Source organism: Lentimicrobiaceae bacterium, assembly GCA_020636745.1.
Taxonomy (GTDB): Bacteria; Bacteroidota; Bacteroidia; order Bacteroidales; family Lentimicrobiaceae; genus Lentimicrobium.
In genome coordinates, this window is the sequence record JACJXH010000002.1 from 212,987 (window position 1) to 234,711 (window position 21,725).

At 41.0% G+C, this 21,725-nt stretch carries 5 protein-coding genes; 3 read left to right on the forward strand and 2 right to left on the reverse strand.

From position 1 onward, the window contains the following. Positions 1-230 precede the first annotated feature (230 nt). The 3 genes from H6541_03810 to H6541_03820 all read left to right on the forward strand — a co-directional run bounded on the left by H6541_03810 (position 231) and on the right by H6541_03820 (position 10,526). Positions 231-2,849 carry a T9SS type A sorting domain-containing protein gene (locus tag H6541_03810; GenBank protein MCB9014896.1) on the forward strand — a complete coding sequence of 873 codons (2,619 nt, stop codon included), beginning with the start codon at positions 231-233 and terminating at the stop codon, positions 2,847-2,849. Between the two features lie 150 nt (positions 2,850-2,999). After that, complete coding sequence (locus tag H6541_03815) at positions 3,000-10,244, forward strand: choice-of-anchor J domain-containing protein (GenBank protein ID MCB9014897.1); 7,245 nt, start codon at positions 3,000-3,002, stop codon at positions 10,242-10,244. A gap of 123 nt (positions 10,245-10,367) precedes the next feature. Further along, on the forward strand, positions 10,368-10,526 hold the full coding sequence (locus tag H6541_03820; GenBank protein ID MCB9014898.1) for a hypothetical protein: 159 nt from the start codon (positions 10,368-10,370) through the stop codon (positions 10,524-10,526). A gap of 107 nt (positions 10,527-10,633) precedes the next feature. Here the strand turns inward: H6541_03820 and H6541_03825 are convergent, their stop codons facing one another. Both H6541_03825 and H6541_03830 read right to left on the reverse strand, forming a co-directional pair. Further along, positions 10,634-15,079, reverse strand: coding sequence for a PAS domain S-box protein (locus H6541_03825; protein ID MCB9014899.1), 4,446 nt, complete (start codon positions 15,077-15,079; stop codon positions 10,634-10,636). Positions 15,080-15,112: 33 nt separating this feature from the next. Continuing rightward, positions 15,113-21,469 carry a PAS domain S-box protein gene (locus H6541_03830; GenBank protein MCB9014900.1) on the reverse strand — a complete coding sequence of 2,119 codons (6,357 nt, stop codon included), beginning with the start codon at positions 21,467-21,469 and terminating at the stop codon, positions 15,113-15,115. Between the last annotated feature and the right edge of the window lie 256 nt (positions 21,470-21,725).

Sequence of the window (21,725 nt, forward strand, 5' to 3'; positions counted from 1 at the left end):
TGATCCGTATGCTGGTTTTTATTTTTTAATTCATTTGCTATCAGGTTTAACGATAGCTTAACGTATTTTTAATAAAAAAAAGGTTTCTTTGCCATGTGTTTGAAAAAACTGTGTAATTTTATAGGTTCAATCGGATATTAAAAATCTAAACTTAGTCTTTAAAAGGGTTTAATTTTTACCCCCGGAAAATCTAATTCACGCTTATCAATAAATACTTAAATCTTTTTCAAATGAAAGAAAAATTTACTCAAATTCGAATCAGAGACTTTGCAGGTCTAATGCTTGTTGTTTTCCTGTTAATGTCCGGAATCAGAGTGTTTGCCCAACCGTTAATGGTTGATAATTTTGAATACACAATTGGGACCAACCTTACTGCCAATGGTTGGATAGCCCATAGTGGAGAAGGAACCGAACCCCAGACTGTTACTGATGGATTGTCATTTGATGGATATTCAGGAACAGGTGTTGGTGGCGCTGCTTTGTTAGATAATAACGGAGAAGATGTTCACCGCAGTTTTGAAGGACCTACTTCCGGTGCGGTTTACGCCTCTTTTATGGTGAATCCTACTGGTAATGGAATGGCCGGTTATTTTATCCACTTTGCTCCCAATCCATTTAGCACTACTTACTACACAAGGGTGTGGATTAATGCTACTGGTGATGGATTAGGTTTGGGTACTGCTCCTGAAACTTTTGTTCCTATTACTGCCGGTCAGACAACGCTGGTTGTGATGAAATATGATTTCAATACGACTACATCAAGTCTTTATGTTTTTAATAGTTTCCCTTCTGCAGAACCTGCTACAGCCGATGCTCAGTTTGTTGAAACCGCTTCTATCAGCAATGTTGGAAGTATCGGTCTTCGCCAGTTTAATGCGGCTGAACATTTGGTAGTTGATGGAATCAGAGTGGCTACCACCTGGGCAGATGCCGTTGCTGCTGCCGGTGGTAATCCGATAGTTGCTTCACCTACATTCAATCCTCCTGCTGGTAACTACCTGAACCCGATAAATGTAGCCATCACTTCGTCAACAGCTGATGCTACTGTATATTACAGTACTTCTTCAGCTACAGGTCCATGGACAGTTTATTCTGCTCCTGTGAACGTGAGCGCTGCTACTACAATCTGGGCTTATGGCGAAAAAGCAGGTTATGATAACAGCCCTGTTGCCAGTGCTTCATATACATTTAATCAGGCCACACAGGTTGCCACTATTGCTGAACTTCGCCAGGGTGCTACCGACGGTACCGTTTACCAACTCACTGGTGAAGCTTTTTTGACTTTTAAAGCAACTACCCGCAATCAAAAATATATTCAGGATGCAACTGCTGCTGTTTTAATTGACGATCCTTCAGGAAAAATTACAACAGCCTATAACCTGTATGACGGTATTACCGGAATCACAGGAACTCTTACCCTTTACAACAATATGCTGGAATTTGTTCCAACAATGGATCCGGGTGCTGCAACAAGCACCAATAACACGGTAACTCCGGTTGCAGTAACCCTGAGCAATTTAAATGACAGCTATCAGGCTAAACTTGTAAAAGTATCAATGGTTGATTTTGTTGCTGAAGGTACTTTTGCCGCCAGCACCAATTATGATATTACCGATGCCGGTGGAACCGGAGTTTTCCGCACACAATATGGCGACCTGGATTATATCGGAACAGCCATTCCAACAGAAGCTCTTGATGTTACCGGAGTTATTCTCCAGTATCAAACAACGATGCAACTGGTAGCCAGAAGTCTTGCTGATTTTGGAGGCCAGCCTGTTACTGATCCTACAATTTCATCTATTATTCTGCCTCAGTTTATTGAAGGTGCCGTGCCAAATAATAACAGGGTACCATTTGCATACCACGCCTCTTTGTCAAATCTGACCCCGTCAGCTACTTATCGTTATTACAATAAAATTGTTGTTGGAACCGATTCACCTACTTCCAATGGAGCCGGTAACTGCATTTTTGTTAATCCGGCTACAGGTACTTTTACCCGCACAAGCAGCCCATCTCTTGCTACTGCCGGTCAGTACGGAGAATTTACAACTGATGCATCAGGTAATTTCAGCGGATGGTTTATTACTGAGCCAACCGGAAATGCTTCAAGATTCAAACCCGGAACAGACATTTTCGTACGCATTATGTTGAATGATGGTGCTAATGGAACTGTTGAAGCTACTCGTCTGACTTCTACCGAAAGTATTAAAGTTTTAGGTTTTTATGCAGCTTCAGCTGATTCAACCGGTACTGCCATCCGTGGTATCAGTGAATACAATGCCAAGAATTTTGTTTTCCTATATGACAATACAGCCGGAACCGGTCGCCCGCTTTATGGTACACAGGTTGAGACTTCAGAAGTTGATTTTCTTGCAGTAGGTTCTTACGCTGCTTTCTATACTTCTGATGTTGCCAACGTTGATGGTGCCTGGGGTGGTATTATCCCAAATGTGAATGCTGCAGGTGTTAAGCGCATTGAAGAGCGCAGCCTGACAACCGGTGCTATTGTAAGCAACAATACTTCTGACAATGGTGTTTGGGGCACAACTGATACAAAAAATCCTTCAGGTGGACTCGACAATGTTCTGGTAATCAATACTACACTGGGAGTTGATAGTCCTGCAGTTGAAATTGGTAAAATATTTGCCAATGGTAAAACCCTCAAAATCGAACTCAGCAGTTCAATCAATGGCCAGGTTCAGCTTATCAACCTTTATGGCCAGCAGGTTGCTGGTTTCAGCATCAACGGCAACAGCGCTTCTTACTCAGTAAATGCGCCTGCCGGTATTTACATCGTTCGTATTTTGAATGACAATGCTTCATATAGCAGCAAAGTAATGCTGAAATAGTCGGTTTGTTGTTCACCTAAATTACAGCCATCCGCATCTCAGTTATTTGATATAAATGAGATGCGGATTTTTCAACAACATGGTTGAGCTGAGTTTTACCAAAGTATAATAATGGCCTGTTAAAATAAATTAGAAACAAATAAATTTTGAATGATGAAACAAAAATTAATTAATGCAGGACTCTTGTTTCTGTTGTTGATTGTTTCCTCTCATAGTTGGGGGCAAATAATCAGTCAATATGTTGAAACAAACTCCGGAACTGTACCTAAGGGTATTGAAATCTGGAATAACACTGCTTCAACTCTGGACTTTAGCACCAATAATTTAATTATTCAGCAAGGTTCTAATGGCGGTGCTTTAGCAGATATAAGTGCGACAGCAATAAGCAGTGGAACATTAGCTCCTGGTGCAGTACTTGTTATTGGTACACCTGAGATGGGAACATATCTTACTAGTCAGGGATTACCTTCAGTTACATTTCTTAGTTACAGTTTTACCTTTAACGGTGACGATGCTTTGGCTGTAAAGTATGGAGGTAGTATTACTGATATATTCGGAAATCCAAATAATGATCCTGGTACTGCATGGACTGGTAATGGTGTAAGTACAGCAAATCAAAATATTGCTCTTCTCAGTGGCATTAATTCTGGGGCTAGTGCCTGGACTGATCCCAGCTTGAGATTTGAGACGATTTCAACCGCTCCGGCAACTTTACCTGCTGGTCTTGCTGGATTTGGTATTGCACCAGCATCAGCTTCCACCCCTTCAATTGCAGCCACCCCTTCATCTCTCTCAGGTTTTACCTATGTGGTGGATAACGGGCCTTCTGTTTCACAGAGCTATAGCCTTTCGGCTACTAATCTGACTCCTGCCAGCGGCAATATTACCGTAACGCCCCCGGCAAACTATGAAATTTCACTTAACAATACCACTTTTACGCAAGCGGCTACCCCTATTGCTTACACAGCTGGAGCTCTTGATGCAACAACCATTTATGTAAGACTGAAAGCCGGACTGGCAGGCGGTGCTTATAACGGTGAGCTTATTGTTAACTCAGGCGGTGGCGCAACGGATGTAAATGTTTCCTGTAGTGGAAATGTTGAAGCTCCAGCCACAACAGCCCTTCCTTATACTGAAGATTTTGAAACTGGACTTGGCCTGTGCTATACTTTTAGTGTTTCCGGTCCTTCTAAATACTGGCAGCACAGTTCCTCAGGGAAATATGCATACATGAATGGATATAATACCGGAGTTCTTGAAGAAGACTGGCTCGTTTTACCTGCCATTGATCTGAACACAAACACCAATGCCAAAATGACTTTTGACAGCTGGTACAACTTTGGCACTGATGATGCAGATAATTATCTGAAACTGATGTACTCTTCAGATTATGCAGGAATTGGAGATCCAACTTCTGCTACCTGGACTGAACTTCCGTTTACAATGCCATCAGCCTCAAGTACCTGGACTGCTTCAGGATTGGTTGATTTGGCAGGAATTTCGGGTGATAATGTTTACATTGCATTCAAATATCATTACAACAGCGGTTCTTATCGTTCATGGCAGGTTGATAATTTTTCAATTGTTGAGATTCTGGAACCTGTTTTAAGTCTTTCACCAGATGCTCTTTCAGGTTTTACGTATGTGGTAGGCGAAGGCCCATCAACACCTAAAACATATGCTGTAAGTGCTGCCAACCTGGTGGGCACCGGTAATATTGTGATCACAGCTCCTGAAAACTATGAAATTTCAAGATATGGAACTTCATTCCTTTTGCCTTCTATTAATCTTGCTTATGCTGATGGCGTTATTACTGGCCAGCCAGTAACGATATATGTCAGGTTAAAAGCAGGTTTAGCCGGAGGCACTTATGAAACGAATATTCCGCACACCGATGTTAATATAGGTGAAGTTTTATTGCCTGTTAGTGGCGAGGTTACCACCATCAATCAGGTGGCCAATATTGCTGAGCTTCGCAATGGTGCGACTGACGGAACTTTATATACGCTCACAGGAGAGGCGCTACTGAGTTTCCAGACAACAACACGTCATCAGAAATTTATTCAGGATGCCACCGGAGCAATTCTGATTGACGATGCAGCAGGAATTATCACCACTACCTATAATATAGGTGACGGTATTACCGGTTTGACCGGCAGATTAACTGTTTACAACAATATGCTGGAGTTTATTCCAACAGAAGATCCGGGCCCGGCAAGCAGTACAGGCCATACGATTGTTCCTGAGGAAGTTACACTCAGCAATCTGAATACCTCCTATCAGGCAAAACTGGTAAAAGTGAATATGGCTGAATTTGGTGTTACAGGCAATTTTACCAGCAGCACCAATTACACCATTACCGATCCAACTGGTACTGGTGTTTTCAGAACACAATACAGTACACTGGATTATATTGGAACTCCGATTCCAACTGCCATTCAGAACATTACCGGTGTAGTGATGCAATACAACACCACATCGCAGTTAATTGCCCGTAGTCTTACTGATTTTGAAGAAGCTACCATTGTTGATCCGCTTATTTCTGTCAGTCCTTCTACATTGAATGGACTCAATTATTCTGACGGAAACGGACCTTCGGCTGAGCAGTCTTTTGTTATTGACGGGCAGAATCTGACTGGCGATCTCAGTATTGCAGCTCCGGCAGATTATGAAATTTCACTTGTTAGCGGAGCTGGATTTGTAGCAACCAATCCGGTTGTACTGACTCCGGCCAGCGGTATAGTTGCCGAAACCACTATTTATGTGAGACTAAAAGCTGGTTTGGCTGTTGGAACTTATAATAACGAAGAGGTTGTTGCCAGTTCAGCCGGCGCAACGGATGCAACAGTTACTTTGAGTGGTACTGTTTTTGATCCGGCAGCAGGCGGTGGAATGGAAACATTTGCCAATCTTGATTTAACGGGTTCATCTTATGTTGATGGTACTTTCCTTGGTCAGGATGGTTCAACCTGGACATATTTTCAGGCTCGCGGCGATGTTGAAATTACAGGGAAAGCCCTGATGATTGGACGCAACAGAACCCCTCAGTCAAATGTATATTCAGGCATCATCAATGGTGGTGTTGGTACCATCAGTTTCGACTATATGCAGGCGTTTAGCACAAACGTAAACCTGAACGTACTTGTCAATGATGTTGTTGTTGGAAATGTAACAACCAATGGCGAAGCAAATGTGATCAAGAACTCTGGTGATATTACAGTTGATATTTCAGGCCCGGTTACTATTAAGTTTATTAGTGCCAATAACTCTGATGGTCAGGTTGTGATAGATAATATTACCTGGACTGGTTCGGCTGGTGGAGCCACAGCAGTGGTAGCACCTACCTTTAACCCACCTGCAGGTAATTACCTCAATCCTGTAAATGTCACTATCAGCACAACAACCGAAGGTGCTACACTGTATTACAGCATGGTTTCTGCAACAGGACCCTGGACTGCTTATACAACTCCGGTAAATATTGCGACAGAAACAACACTTTGGGCTTATGGTACAAAAGATGGATTGACCGATAGTCCTGTATCAAGTGCTGTTTATACTTTCAGCACTGCAGTACCTGTTGCCAATATTGCTGCTTTAAGGCAGGGAGCTACTGATGGTACAGTTTATCAGCTTACTGGTGAGGCTATTCTTACTTTCCAGTCAAGCACCCGTCATCAGAAATTTATTCAGGATGCATCTGCAGCTATTATGATAGATGATCCTACCGGAAAAATTACAACCACCTACAATTTATATGATGGAATTACCGGTATAACCGGAACCTTAACGTTATATAATGGCTTGCTTGAATTTATTCCGACTGCGAATCCGGGTGCACCAACAAGCACAGGAAATACTGTTACTCCGGTGGCTGTTACCCTCAGTAACCTGGATGCCTCATATCAGGCTAAGCTTGTTGTAGTGAATATGGCTGATTTTGCAGTTACAGGTAATTTTGCAGCCAGTACAAATTACAACATCACCGATCCCAGCGGAGCAGGTGTTTTCCGTACGCAATATGCTGATGTTAACTATATTGGAACGCCAATTCCACAGGAAACGCAGAATATTACAGGTGTGGTAACTCAGTACAATACTACCATGCAACTGGTGGCCAGAAGTTTGAGTGATTTTGAGAGTGCTTCAACCACTGATCCTTCTATAACACTTACACCTGCTGTTCTTAACGGATTTACTTACGAAGTTGGAAATGGCCCTTCAGCTGAGCAATCATTCAGCGTTAGTGGTCAGAACCTTACAGCAGGAATCTCTATTGCTGCAAGTGCCAACTATGAAATTTCAACTGGTACAGGTGGCAGTTTTGTTGCAACCAACCCTGTTGTATTGGCCCAAACCGGTGGAAATGTTGCTGCAACTACCATCTATGTACGTTTGAAAGCAGGTCTTGCTGCCGGAAGTTATAACGGTGAACAACTTGTAGCAACCTCAACAGGAGCTGCCAATAAAGTAGTGACACTTAATGGTTCAGTTACTACCCCTGGTAGTGGTGGTTTACTTTTGGTTGATAACTTTGAGTATGCTATCGGTTCTAACCTGGTTGACAATGGCTGGGTTGCCCATAGTGGTGCGGGAAATGAATCTCCAACAGTAACTGATGGTTTAACTTTCAATGGTTATGCCGGCACAGATATTGGCGGAGCAGCATTGCTCGACAATACCGGCGAAGATGTTCACCGTACCTTTGGTGAGCAAACATCAGGAACTGTGTATGCTGCGTTTATAGTAAACCCAACTGGCAACGGAGCTGCCGGATACTTTATTCATTTTGGTCAGAGTACAATCGGAACTACTTATTTCACCCGAATCTGGACGAATGCAACTGCTGACGGACTTGGTATTGGTCAATCAGAACCAACTACTTATGTTCCCATCACTGCCGGACAACCAACACTTGGTGTCATGAAATTTGATTTTGCAACCATGACCTCCAGCTTGTTTGTTTTCAATAGTTTCCCTGCTGCAGAGCCAGCAACGGCCGATGCAGTGTTTACTGAAACCGCTTCATTTGCAAATATTGGAAGTATCGCACTTCGTCAGTTTAATGCTTCACAAAACATCATTGTTGACGGTATCCGTGTGGCAACAACATGGGAAGATGCTGTTGCAGCTTCAGGTGGTGCACCAGTTGTGGCTTCTCCTACCTTTAACCCTCCTGCAGGCAATTATCTGAACCCAATAAATGTTACTATTAGTTCTTCAACTGCCGGAGCTACGCTTTATTACAGTGAAACTTCTGCAACAGGACCGTGGACCGTTTATACTACCCCGGTAAATGTGGCAGCAGCAACAACAATATGGGCATATGGTGAAAAAGACGGATTTGACAACAGCCCCGTTACCAGTGCCAGCTATACTTTCAACCAGGCAACTCCTGTAGCTACCATTGCAGAACTTCGCCAGGGTTCAACTGATGGTACAGTTTATCAGCTTACGGGTGAAGCTATTCTTACATTCCAGTCAGCTACCCGTCATCAGAAATACATTCAGGATGCTACAGCAGCAGTTTTGATTGATGATCCTTCTGGAATTATTACAACTACCTATAATTTGTATGATGGAATTACCGGCATTACCGGTACCTTGACATTGTATAATAATATGCTGGAATTTGTTCCTACAGTGAATCCCGGAGCAGCTACCAGTACAGGTAATACACTGGATCCTGTTGAAGTAACACTTAACAACCTTGACGATAGTTATCAGGCAAAGCTTGTTAAAATATTACTTGTTGATTTTGTGAACGATGGCACTTTTGCAGTAAGCACAAATTACAATATTACCGATCCGGATGGTACTGGCGTTTTCCGCACACAGTATGCCGATCTGGATTATATCGGAACAGCAATTCCTACTGAATTACAGGATATTACAGGTGTGATACTTCAGTATCAGTCAACCATGCAGTTGGTTGCCAGGGGGCTGTCTGACTTCAGCAACTCTGCTACAACCGACCCCGTTATTAATACCAATCCGGCCTCTTTAAGTGGATTTACTTATGTTGAAGGTAACGGCCCGTCAGCTTCTCAAAGCTATGCATTATCTGCTGCAAATCTTGTAGGTACAGGTAATATCAGCGTAACTGCTCCTGAGAATTTTGAAATTTCAACCGATGACAGCAGCTTTGGAACAACACTTAGTTTTGCATTTGCTGATGGTGTAATTACAGGACAACCGGTTACTGTTTATGTACGTCTGAAAGCTGGTCTTGCTATCGGAATGTATGAAGGCGAAACCATTACGCACAGCGGTGGCGGAGCTCCTGATAAGCTTGTTACACTGAATGGTCAGGTAACTGGTGAACTGGTACCTGCAATTACAGCTGAAATCGTTCCTCAGTTTATTGAAGGTATCAACGGTACCAACTCAAACAGGGTACCTTTTGCTTACAGAGCTACTATTTCCAATATTCAGCCTAATACCACCTATCGTTATATCAACCAGATAGTTGTAGGAACAGATGATCCAACAACAAATGGCGCAGGTAACGTTATTTTTGTAAATCAGGATGGTAATTTCTATCGTACTTCAAGTCCTAATCTTGGCACTGATGGAGGATACGGTACTTTTACAACCGATGAAAACGGAAGTTATAGTGGATGGTTCTGCAATGAGCCTACCGGAAATGCCCGCTTTACTCCCGGTAACCAGGTGTTTATGCGTATTCGTTTGAATGATGGTATGGATGGAACAACTGCCGCGTTGTGGTTAACAACTGCTACATCTGCAACCGTTTTACAATTTGGCACCGAAGCTGACCCAACCATGGGGACTGCTATTCGCGGAATCAGCAATGATACGCCAAAGGATTTCGTATTCCTGTATGACAATGTTGCCGGCACCGGCAGACCTTTGTGTGCTACACACATTGAAACCTGCGGTGTTGATTTTATTGAGCCGGGTTCTTATGCCGCATTCTATTCAGGAATTGTTGCAGAAGTTGATGGTTCATGGGGCGGTATTGTGCCTAATGTGAATGCCAATGGTGTACAGCGTATTGAAACCCGCGATTTGAATGATGGTAGTCTCACTGGCAACTATGACATGGCTTCAGGCATATGGATGACTACTGACACCCGCAACCCCAATGGTGGTATTGACAATGTACTGGTTATTGATTTAACATCTATTGGTATTGATGAGCCGGAAACTGCAACACTCAGCATTTACAGTGCTGGTCAGCAAATTCGTGTTATTACATCTGATGCTTCAACCCAGACATTTGTTCTTTACAATCTGCAGGGACAGGCAATTTATAACAGGCAACTCAGTGGCAGCAACAGCTACTCACTGAACCTGAATGTTCCTGTTGGTATTTATGTTGCCAGAGTTTCTGGTGCATCTGCAAGTACCTCGCAGAAACTGATTATCAGGTAACCTGAATTTTTAACTTTTAAAACCGCAGCTTCCGAAAGGAGGCTGCGGTTTTTGTTTTTGACAGATAGCTTATTTCTGTCGTAATATTAAGCACATCATGAATATGATTGATTTGAAAGAAAGATGCTTGTAAGATTACATAAAGATTCTGAGTTTGTGGGTACCGGTGTGGGACTAAGTACAGTAAAACGGATTATTGAGCGACATAATGGCGAAATATGGGCTGAATCAAAGCTTAATGAAGGCTCGACATTTTATTTTACACTTGGATTATCGTCTTAAATTTAATGTATTTCTGATTAAAGGGCAGGTCAAATACATCTGTTCATTACAACGCCCCTGGCTATATCTAATAGTCAAGGGCGTGGTTTATCAAGAATCCGGGTTTACTATGCTTTTATCAGATATTTATCCAAAACAGCAGATATCTTTTCAGAAGATATTGGTTTGGAAAGATATTCATTTCCTCCAGCGGCAAATGCGGCTTCCATATCTTCATTAAAAGCAAAAGCTGTTTGAATAATTACAGGTATTTCAGGTTTTAATGTTTTGATGATACGGGTTGCTTCCAGCCCGTCCATTTCAGGCATTTTTACATCCATAAATATAAGTTTAATCCGATGATTGTCTTTAATTAACTTTACAGCTTCATTTCCGGTTTCTGCTCGTGCTACGTTAATACCTCTGCGCTTCAGAACGGTCTGAAGCAACAGATAACTGGTCTCATCATCGTCGGCAATGAGGATGATATCAGAAGAGTCAGAAGTTTCTTTTTGAGAGGGATTTAATTCCCGGGTTTGATGAGTAACAGGTATGGAAAAATAAAAAGTTGTGCCTTTGCCTGGCTCGGATTCAAACCAAATTTTACCACCCATGGCCATTACGAGGCCATGACTGATTGATAGGCCAAGTCCTGCGCCTTCGTAATTTCTTGCACTTGAATTTTCTGCCTGATAAAATCTTGTAAAAATTCTGCCAAAATGTGACTTATCAATACCAATGCCTGTATCACTGACTTCAAATATCAGCTCTTCTCCCACGCACTTATATCCAAAACTGACCTCACCGGTTTTGGTATACTTAAAGGCATTGTTCAATAAGTTTGTGAGTACCTGATGAATTCTGCCCTGATCAGCACAAATGGTAAAATCATCATCCTTACAATGTTTGGGAGGGGCAAATGCAATGCTCTTATTTTGGAACTGAAGCTTGTAGAAATTGTACAAGTCCATTAAGGCAGAGTTTAGTTTAAAATGAGTGGGCGATAAAATAATCTGGCCTGTTTCAATAATGGAAATGTCGAGCACATTATTTACAATTTCAATCAGCCTCTTCCCGCTAAGTTGAATGGATTCATTAAAGTCAATGCGTTCTTCAGGGGTTGTCCAATCCTGTATCAGCAATTCAGAAAATCCGAGGATGCCGTTTAATGGTGTGCGTATTTCATGAGAAATATTCTGAAGGAAGGCTGTTTTGAGCCTGTCGCTTTCTTCTGCTCTTTCTTTGGCTATTTCAAGTTCCTTGATGATTTTCTTCTTTTCAGTAATATCCTCTTTCACCGCTACATAGTGGGTAATAACGCCTTGTTCATCAATAATAGGTGAAATAATGGCATTTTCCCAATAGTAGGATCCATCTTTCTTTTTGTTTTTTATTTCACCCTGCCAGTTGTTTCCCGAGGTGATGGTATTCCATAAATTTTCATAGAAACTGTTGTCATGAATGCCCGATTTTAGGATGCTTGGCCTCATGCCAATTGCTTCTTGTAGTGAATATCCGGTAACTTCTGTAAATTTAGGATTTACGTAGTCAATGATGCCATCTCTGTCGGTGATTACAATACTTACCGGGTTTTGCTCAATGGCTTTTGATAGTTTTAGCGCATTTTGTTCCGCTTCTTTTCGCCCTATGTAGCTGCTGAGCTCATGTGCTGCAAGCTCAATAACATATTTAGAATCTTCATTATATGCTTCAGGGTTTGTATAGCTTTGTACTACCATCGCCCCAATAACAGTTTTGCCATTGTAGATTGGTGTTCCAAGCCAGATTTCAGATCGGTGACCTATAAGATTAATTTTTCCTTTTTCAGCTAACTCAGAAATCTCTTTTTTTCTTAAAAGAACAGTTTTTTGTTGCTTTACCACATATCCTGTAAGAGATTTTTCAGCAGGCCATTCTTTTATGACTTCTTTTTCTTCCTTTTCAAAAGGAGCATACATCATTTTGCTTTCCTGGTTGTAGAATGCAACGAAGAAATTTGTAGTATCAAGTATTTCGGAGAGTTCAGTGCGAACTGCTTCATACAAATCATAAAGAGAATTAGCAGTAATCACAGCATTGGCAATATTATACTGCATTTGCCGCAGGTTATCTCTGAATTTTCTTTCAGAAATATCCCTGGTGATATTGAGGATGGCTGGCGTGCCATCGAAGTTTACAAATGAAGCACTGATTTCAACTGGAATTGTTTTGCCTGACTTGTGAATAAGCCGGGTTTCAAAGGTGTAACTACCATCGCTGATGAGCCTGTTTCGCCTTTCATTCATAGTTTGCCCATCAATTTCAACTTCAAGATTTTCCGGTGGAATGTTAATCATATGCTCGCGCGATAATCCTAACATTGTGGCGGCCTTTTCGTTGACAACCAAAAATTTGGAAGCTTTATCTTCAGGGCTGATAAGGATGACAGAAATACCGTCTTTATTGGCGTCAAACAGATCGTGATATCTTTTTTCGCTCCGTATAATGGTAGCTTCAGCTTTTTTTCGTTCGGTTATGTCGCGGATAGCTCCTACCGAGAACCATGAATCATCAATATTTATAGCAGACAGCGCCAACTCAATGGGGAATTCAGTCCCATCTCTTTTCAGACCTTCAAGTTCAATCAGTTTTCCAATGGCATTTCCCTGCCCGGTTAATATATATTTTTGAAAAGCTTCCTGGTGTGTTTGAAGGTAGCGATCAGGCGAAATAAGCTGATGGAGGTTACGCCCCAGCACTTCTTCTGCTTTGTAGCCAAACATTTTTTCAGCAGCATAATTCCACAAGTAGATAAAGCCTTTTGCATCCATGATGATCATGGCATCCTGCGACGAATCTACAATTTTGCGAAGGCGCTCTTCTCTTTCTTTCAGTTCTTCTTCTGCTTTTTTTCTGCGCAGGGTTAGCGATGAGAGGTAAGCAAAAGAGCGCAGCATCTCGGGGTCTGGCTCAGGTTTATCTTTATTCAACCCAATCACAACGGTACCATACAACTCATCAGCAATAAATAGTGAAAGCCCGGCAAAATGATTGATACCGGTAAGTAACTTAAATTTCTTGTCGGTTTCCTCGGGAATCTGACCAAAAGTTAATTCTGTTAAAGTGTTATAATGAGCAAATGTTTCACTCAATAATAAGTTATGTATATCATTGTTTAAGGGTGTTTTAAAGTTATTTATACTTCCGCCCAGACTCTCTTCAATTATTTTGATGATTTCCGGGTCTGCAACAAAATTGCTTGCATATAAAGCATTTTCATTTTTATCATATTTCGAGATAATAGCCACATCCGCTTCTGTAAGGATCTTCAATTCGTTCATAATTACCGTGGTAATATCTGCATTACCAGGCAAGTCGGTTAATTTCAATGCATAGTCGGAGAGAAACTGTAAATCCCTGTTCCTTTGTTTCAGGTTTTCTTCAATTGATTTCCTGTCAGATATGTCAAACATGGACCCAATGAGTCCGCTGGTTTGCCCGTTGGCACCAACATAGGTGGCTTTACTGAAAATGATGTCATGTTTTATTCCGTTGGCATCAATAGCGAAATATTCGTAGTTTTGCTTGCCTCCCTGTTTTAAAAGTAAATTATCGGTTTGAAAATAAGCTTCAGCTATTTGAGCCGGATATACATCAAATACAGTTTTTCCTTTCAGATCATCTTTTTTTATACCCATAAATGTTTCGAAAGCATTGTTACAGCCCTGGTAAACACCTGAAACATCTTTGTAAAAAACAGGAATGGGAATGGCATCCATTAAGCGTTGTTGAAAGTCAGCTTGCTGTCTTAATGCTTCTTCGGCGGTTTTACGTTCAGTGATATCGTTGGCTATGCTCATGATTCCCATTGAGCCGTCTGAAAGTTCAATAGCTGATTCAGTAAGTTCAATATAGATGGCAGTTCCGTCACTGCACAGATTTCTGACTTCATGCCTGAGCGTTTCACCGGAGAGAATGCGGGCTGTGTTATTTTCAATATTGTTCAGCTCGTCGTTCGACAGGGCAAGGTTGCTAACTTTACGTCCGATAAGTTGGTCTTTATTATAGCCTGAGATATTGCAATAGGCTTCATTTACGTTGATAATTACATTGTCGGCATTTTGAACAACGATACCTACAGGCGAAATTTCAAACAACGATCTGTAACGTTTTTCGCTTACCAGCAGTGCGTTCTGCGCTTTGATGTGTTCAATTTTTCGTTCGCGCTCTTCCAGTGCATGTAATATTGCGGTTCCCAGCCTTTTTATACTTTGTTTTATAACATAGTTTACAGCTCCGGCTTTCATACATTCAACAGCGGTATCTTCATTTACCGAGCCAGTGACCATAATAACGGGTGTATCAGGGGCATGTTTAAGAGTAAGTGCGAGGGCTGTAAGTCCATCAAAAGCGGGCATGCTGTAGTCTGAAAGTACAAGATGCGGTTGCCATTCAATCAAGGCATCCAAAAATGCTTCTTCGGTTTCAACCAGTTTGAAACTGCATTTTTTCAATACCTTATTGGCTTCGCGTTTATTCAGCTCGGCATCAGCATGATTGTCTTCAACTAAAAGTATGCGTGTATCTGATTCCATATCAGGTAAATAGTGCTAAGTTAGTTATAAAATTCAGTCAGGCATTTCAGGAAGTGAAAAGAAAAAGTCAGCGCCCTTTCCTTGTTCAGCACGTGCCCAAACTTTCCCTTTATGTCTCACAACAATTCTTTGCACAATGGCCAGTCCGGCTCCGGTGCCTTCATATTCACCGGCACTGTGCAGGCGCTGGAAAACTCCAAATAATTTCCCCACATATTTCATATTAAATCCAACTCCATTATCAGAAATTTTGAAAGTAACATACCCGGCTTCTTTTTGAGCAGAGATGATAATCTCAGGTTCCTTAACTTTTGACGAGAATTTTACAGCATTTGATAAGAGGTTAAGCCAAACCTGCTTTAGAAGAGAATTGTCGCCCATTATTTCAGGTAAATCATGTGCAATAAATTTGATTTGCTCTTTTAGTTCAGGGGTGGTAATTTCATGATAAGCTTGTTTTACCAGCTGATTCATATCAACTTTGCAGAAGTTCATTTCAGCCCGGCCAAGTCTTGAAAAAGCAAGTAAGTCATCAATTAAAACACCCATGCGCGATGTGTTTTCAGTGATGATATTTATCAGTTTATGTCCATCTGCATCAAACAAAGTCTCATAATCTTCTTTTAGAATATTTGTAAAGCCATTTATAGCTCTTAAGGGAGCTCTTAAATCATGCGATACTGTGTAAGCAAATGCTTCAAGTTCGTGATTGGCAATTTGTAGTTCGTGTGTGCGTTCTTCAACTCTTTTCTCAAGGCTTTCGTTTAATCTTTGTATTTCCTTTTCTGTTCGTTTTTGTTCGGTAATGTCCTGAATGAGGCCAATCATGCGTATCGGATTTCCGTTTTCATCACGCTCAATATCAGCGCGGGAATGGATGTCTCTGATTGAATTGTCCTTTTTTCTGATTCTGTAAACAAGTTCGTAATTGCACAATCCTTTTATTGCATCGTTGAAAATTTGCTTTGTTCTTGAATAGTCTTCGGGCAAAATGAGGTCGGGTAAAATATTCTGGATTACGTTATTGAGCTCTGTTGTGTGCTCCACATCAAAAATGCGATACATGTTTTCTGACCATATGGATGTATTCTTTCTGAAATCAAATTCAAAGTTTCCGATATGCGCCATTTGCTGTGCTTGTCTGAGTATTTTTTCGCGGTACATCAGGGCGTTTTCGGCCAGTTTTCTATCGGTAATATCAATGGTAAATCCGGCAAGCAGCGGAGGAGCGTTGTCACGATAAATCGGAAATTTTATAGTCGTATAATAGCGTCCGTTCAGTTCTTCATCAATAGTAACCAGCTCTCCGTTTTCAAAAATAAGTTTATCTTCCTCAATCATGCTTAAAGCCATATTTGAAGGGAAAAGCTCATTCATTGTCCTGCCAATCAGTTCTTCCAATGGTTTTGCAAGCAACTGTTCAAAATTTTTGCTGAGAAAAACTGACTTGAGATGATGATCTTTAAAGAAAATATAGATGGGGCTTTTTTCCATCAGCGACTGAAAAATTAAATCTTTTTCGCGCATGGCAGCCTGTATTTTCTTTTGTGCCGTAATATCGCTCCAGATAGCTGAGATGTATTCTTTACCTTTAATGGTAATTACTTTGGCTCTGCTTCTGATGTCAAGTATTGTGCCTGATTTGTGCTTGTGTTGCGACTCAAAGGTAATTCCACCGCTATCCCGAATGACAGAGAAGTGTTTGATTATTTCATCAGGGTTTTGTGAGGCTTCAATGTCTTTTATACCCATTTGGCTGAATTCATCGGCTGAATAGCCCAGGTTGAGGTGTGCTGCGGGATTAAATTCGATAAAACGTGAAGTTTCAAAATCGATAAGTGCGATTGAATCGCTGGCCTGGTTTACAATTGAAGAATATATCTCCTCTCTGTTTCTTAAAGCTTCCTGAGCCTGATATATGGCAGTTACATTTCTTGAAATTCCCAATACCCCGATGATTGTTCCATTAGAGTCAAATACCCTGGTTTTAATGGTTTCCAATAGTTCTTGCTGGCCACTGTTTATGTTGGTAACCGTTTCAAGGTTGGTGAGTGGTTTTTCTGAGTTTAAAGCTTGCAGGTCGTGGTATCTGAAGGCGTCAGCAACTTCATGCGGAAAAACATCATGATCGGTTTTTCCTGCCATCATTTTGGCTGATAAACCTGTAAGTTTTTCAAACATATTGTTGCAGGTAATGTATTTGCCTTGTGGATCTTTCAGGAAAAAAAGATCGGGTATAGTTTCCACAAGGGTGCGCAGCATTTTCCGTTCATTATCAATGGCTAGCTGGTTTTTTTTGTTTTCGGTTATGTCAATATTAAACCCAACTATTCCATCTATACCTGTGCTTGTAATAATGGGTGCTATTATTTGCTGGTAGGTCCGGTTAATGCCTTTAACGGTGTATTGGCATTCTTCGTTCAGTATTTCGCCCTGAAGAACTTTTTTGTTATTTGATTTCCACAAAGCGGCTTCTTCAGGAGGGATCTCTTCATAGTCAGGCGTCCGGCCAAGTATGCTAACGCCAAAATGTTCAAAAGTAAATTTATTTTCGAGTATTCCTATTCCCTGGGTATTTCGGGCCCATATTTCAAAAGGGGCGTTGTCAATGATAGCCCTGAGCAAAGCTTCGCTTTCTTCAGCTTTTTCTTTGGCTTCAATCAATTTGTTTTCAGAATTTCTCAATTCTGTTTCATCTTCAAAAGCAACACCAAGCTTATTGTCAGGTATTTTAAACGCTGAAATTCTGAAAGCGCCCCGGAGATTGTCGTCAGCATAAAAGATATTATTGCTTAAATAGGGCTCAGAGGTGCGCATAACCTCAAGATACCTGGCTGTTAAACCAATTTTTTCAGCTTCAGGCCAAATTTGATTAAACTCTAAACCCAGAATTGATTCTTTTTTTAGTCCTGTAATCTTGAGGGCTGCCGGATTGGCTTCAATCAGAAATAGTTTATCAGGCGCTTCAAAACGATAGATAAAGAGTCCGGAAGGAATAGATTTGGTTACTTCGGCTGAGGCCTGAAGAGCCTCCTGTGCCCGCTTGTTTTCCTCAAGGGTTTGTGCCAGCCTGACATTACTATAACTCAGACTGGAAATCATATTTGCCAGCTGAATATAAAAATCCATGGCAGCTTCAACAGTTTTTTTATTCCAACGGGGAACCTGTTTGAGCGCTTCCAGATACTTCTCTTCGTCAAAACCAAATTGCCGGGCCTGTTTCTTGAAAGTTGACAGATCGGGTTCTTCATCGTCAAAAAGAAATTGTCCAAGAAAAAGATTGCCCAAATGCTTGCCAGCAATATAAATGGGGGTCGCTATATCCCACATATTATTCCGGCATTTGTAAAGTTTAAATTCCCCGGGTTCTATTCCCCTTGTAATTTCAGTGTCACTTTCAAAACAATATTGACAACTTAATTCATTTTTGCGATGAAAGGCGACACAAATGTTTTGCCATCCTGTGCCAACAAGTACTTTGCCTTTTAAATCAATAATTCCTACGCCGATTTGAGTAAGTTGGTAAAAATTATTCATCAAGGATTGCACAGACTCAATGTCCATAACATCTGGTAATTCCAGATTCCCGATATCATGGTCAGGTGTTAGAATAGATTCAAGTTTTCTGCGGACCTGGTCTTCGGTAATTTTAAGCTTATCCTGTGTCTTTTTTAAGGCAGTGATGTCGGAAAAAGTCACCACGGCGGCTGTAGGCAGACCGGATTTGTCAGTAAAAATTGGCTCGGTATTTACTTTTATCCAGTAATCCTGGCTGTCGGGTCTGACAACCCTCATCAGGATATCTTTTTGCGGTGTTCCTGTTTTTAAAGTAATCATGGAGGGGTGATCTTCTCCTTTGATTTCATCGCCTTGTTCATTGTACAAATAGTAGGGCCGGCTGGTGGAGGTTTCTCCTAATGCGTCGGCTTCTTTGATGCCAAAAATTCTCTCGGCGGCTTTGTTCCATGTCAGAATTCTGCCATCATTACGTTGCAGAATTATGCCTTCGGTTGAGGCAGAGATAATGGTCCGGTTGCGCTCTTCACTTTCAAACAGGGCTTGTGCACTAATTTTTTGAGCTGTAATGTCATAATTTACGCCCAGCATGCGCACCGCAACACCCTGCTCATCTCTAAAAACATTACCTAAAGCTTTAATATAGCGAATACTTCCATCGGGTAACAATACCCTGAAATCAGACTCATAGGCGTTAAGTGATTTCTGTGCATTTTCAGAGGTTCGGTTTACTTGAACTACATCATCGGGATGAACGCATTTTAACCATGCTTCATAGGCATTTGGAAAATCATTCTCATTGATGCCGTAAAGCATATACATCTGTTCATCCCATTGAAGAGAATTGTTGGTGATATCCCAATCCCAGATACCAAGGCCTGCACTTTTTGTGGCCAGGTCGATACGCTCCAATAAAGATTTTATCTGTCCCTGCGCTTTTTTTCTTTCTGTAATGTCACGTGTAACTGCCAGCAAATGTGGGGTTCCATTGATTTCAATTAATGATGCTGACATTAACCCTTCAATCAGAGTTCCGTTTTTTGACCTGAATGTAGCATCAAGGCTCCATACATGTCCATGTTCTTTAAGTGAATCTGTGAGTTTTTGCCTGTCTTCAGGATTTGCCCATATACCAAGGTTAAGGGCACTTTTACCTATCACTTCGCTGGGCAAATAATTCAGCGTTTTACAAAAAGCTTCATTGGCATCTACATATAAACCATCAGACAGTCGGGTAATGGTAATTATTTCGGGACTCAGGTAAAATGCCATTTTAAATTTTTCTTCGCTATGTCGCAGTGCTTCCTGAGCCAGTTTGCTTTCCGAAATATCTGTTATATAACCTTCAAGGGCAATCAACTTACCATTTTCATAGATGCCGCACCCGTTTTCCCCAACCCATTTCGTAGTTCCATCTTTGTGTATAATACGGTATTCAAGCTGGAAATGGTGTTTTTGTTCAAGAGCAGGTTTGATAATGTCCCTCACATAATTGCGGTCATCGGGGTGAATAAGCGAATTGTATGATAGTTTTTTGTTCCCGATTATCTCATCAGGCATATAACCTGCCAACTGATAGATGCTATTGCTCAATAACTCCATGGTCCAGTGCCTGTCGTTACGGCATCTGTATACCAACCCTTTCAGGTTATTAATGAGGGTTGATAATTTCCGGTTACTTTCCTTCAGGGCATCCTCTGCTTTTTTTCTCTCAGAAATATCGCGGCTGGTGCCAATAATTTCAATTTTTTGCGTTTCCGGATTCTTCCTGAAATAAGTAATGGCCTCTGTTCTGATGGTTGTTCCATTTTTACATGGTTGTTCCAGTTCGTCGTAATAAACTTCAGCAAGGCCGGTTTTAAGAAAGTTAGATAATCTCTCAGGAATAATGCCGTTGTAATATGCCAGAGATGCTGGTGAAAGTACTTCGCTGGCAAGTTGTGTTAGCACTTCCTCTGAAGTGTAACCTCTTAACTTTTCAACAGATTGACTGACGAATGTGAATCTTTTGGTTTCCAGATCTAACACCCATATAACATCCATGATATTCTCTGTAAGAAAACGATACTTTTCTTCGCTTTCCTTCAGTTTTATTTCCTTCGCACGACTTTCTGAGATGTCTGTAAAGATAGCATGAGCCTGAAAAGGCTTGCTGCTGCCTTCTTTAAAATCAGGAATGGCATCTACTTTTATCCAGTGGGTTTCCTCTGTTTTTGGGTTAAATACCCCCATAGTATACCCAAGTACAGATGTTCCTGATTTTAGAGCTATTGAAATGGGATGGTTTTCGCCCTTAAGGTCATGGCCATTTTCATCTATTGCTTTCCATTTGGGGTCTCTTGAGGTACGTCCATATAGCTGGTCGGTGGTAAGTCCCAGAATTTTTTCAGCTGCTGAATTGGCATAGTTGATTATCCCATTATTATCCTGAAATATGACACCCTGTTCCATTGTTTCAAAAAGGAGAGAATATCTCTCCTGGTTGTCAGGAAGAGTTGCTTTGGGATAGGATGTCTCTGATAACGGAATGAAAAGGGTAACACAATAACCTGGTTCTGGTATATGAAACTGAATTTTATATAATTGGCTGGTTGAAGTGTGCTTAAATGTAATTTCCCCGGTTTCGGGGGAGGATATTGTACCAGCCATTAATTCGGGCCAGTTCTGATAAGCATTTTTAAGTTCAGGAAGTAAGTCTGTTAATCGTTTATTGATGAAAGCTGATATTTCACTATTGCATAAAGATGCAAAACTGTTGTTGGCTTCTTCTATGAATGCATCAATTGCCAGGCCTTTGTTGTTATATGAAATTTTATGGCATGCATAAGCCAATGGTGCATTGAAAATAATATCTCTGTAGAATTGATTTTCCATAGAGCCCCCCCAGTTTTTTATAAGAAATGTGATGAAAAGCAATTATTCTGCTATTCCCGGCCTGTTTTACAGCTATAAAGATACTTAATTAATGATATTTCAAATAGATTGTAACCTGAATATGTAAAAGAATTCATTTAGATGAAACGCGTGGACAAAAAGGAGATTATTTCGATACATAAACCTGCATAAAATTCAAAAGCAGGGATTAAATCTGCTCCCTGCTTTTGAATGAAATAGAATAAGATACTTTTGA

What these genes read in the sequence shown, in the direction of transcription:
- H6541_03810 (MCB9014896.1), top strand. Translation starts at nt 231, where the DNA reads ATGAAAGAAAAATTTACTCAAATTCGAATCAGAGACTTTGCAGGTCTA.
- H6541_03815 (MCB9014897.1), top strand. Translation starts at nt 3,000, where the DNA reads ATGATGAAACAAAAATTAATTAATGCAGGACTCTTGTTTCTGTTGTTG.
- H6541_03820 (MCB9014898.1), top strand. Translation starts at nt 10,368, where the DNA reads ATGCTTGTAAGATTACATAAAGATTCTGAGTTTGTGGGTACCGGTGTG.
- H6541_03825 (MCB9014899.1), bottom strand. Translation starts at nt 15,079, where the DNA reads ATGGAATCAGATACACGCATACTTTTAGTTGAAGACAATCATGCTGAT.
- H6541_03830 (MCB9014900.1), bottom strand. Translation starts at nt 21,469, where the DNA reads ATGGAAAATCAATTCTACAGAGATATTATTTTCAATGCACCATTGGCT.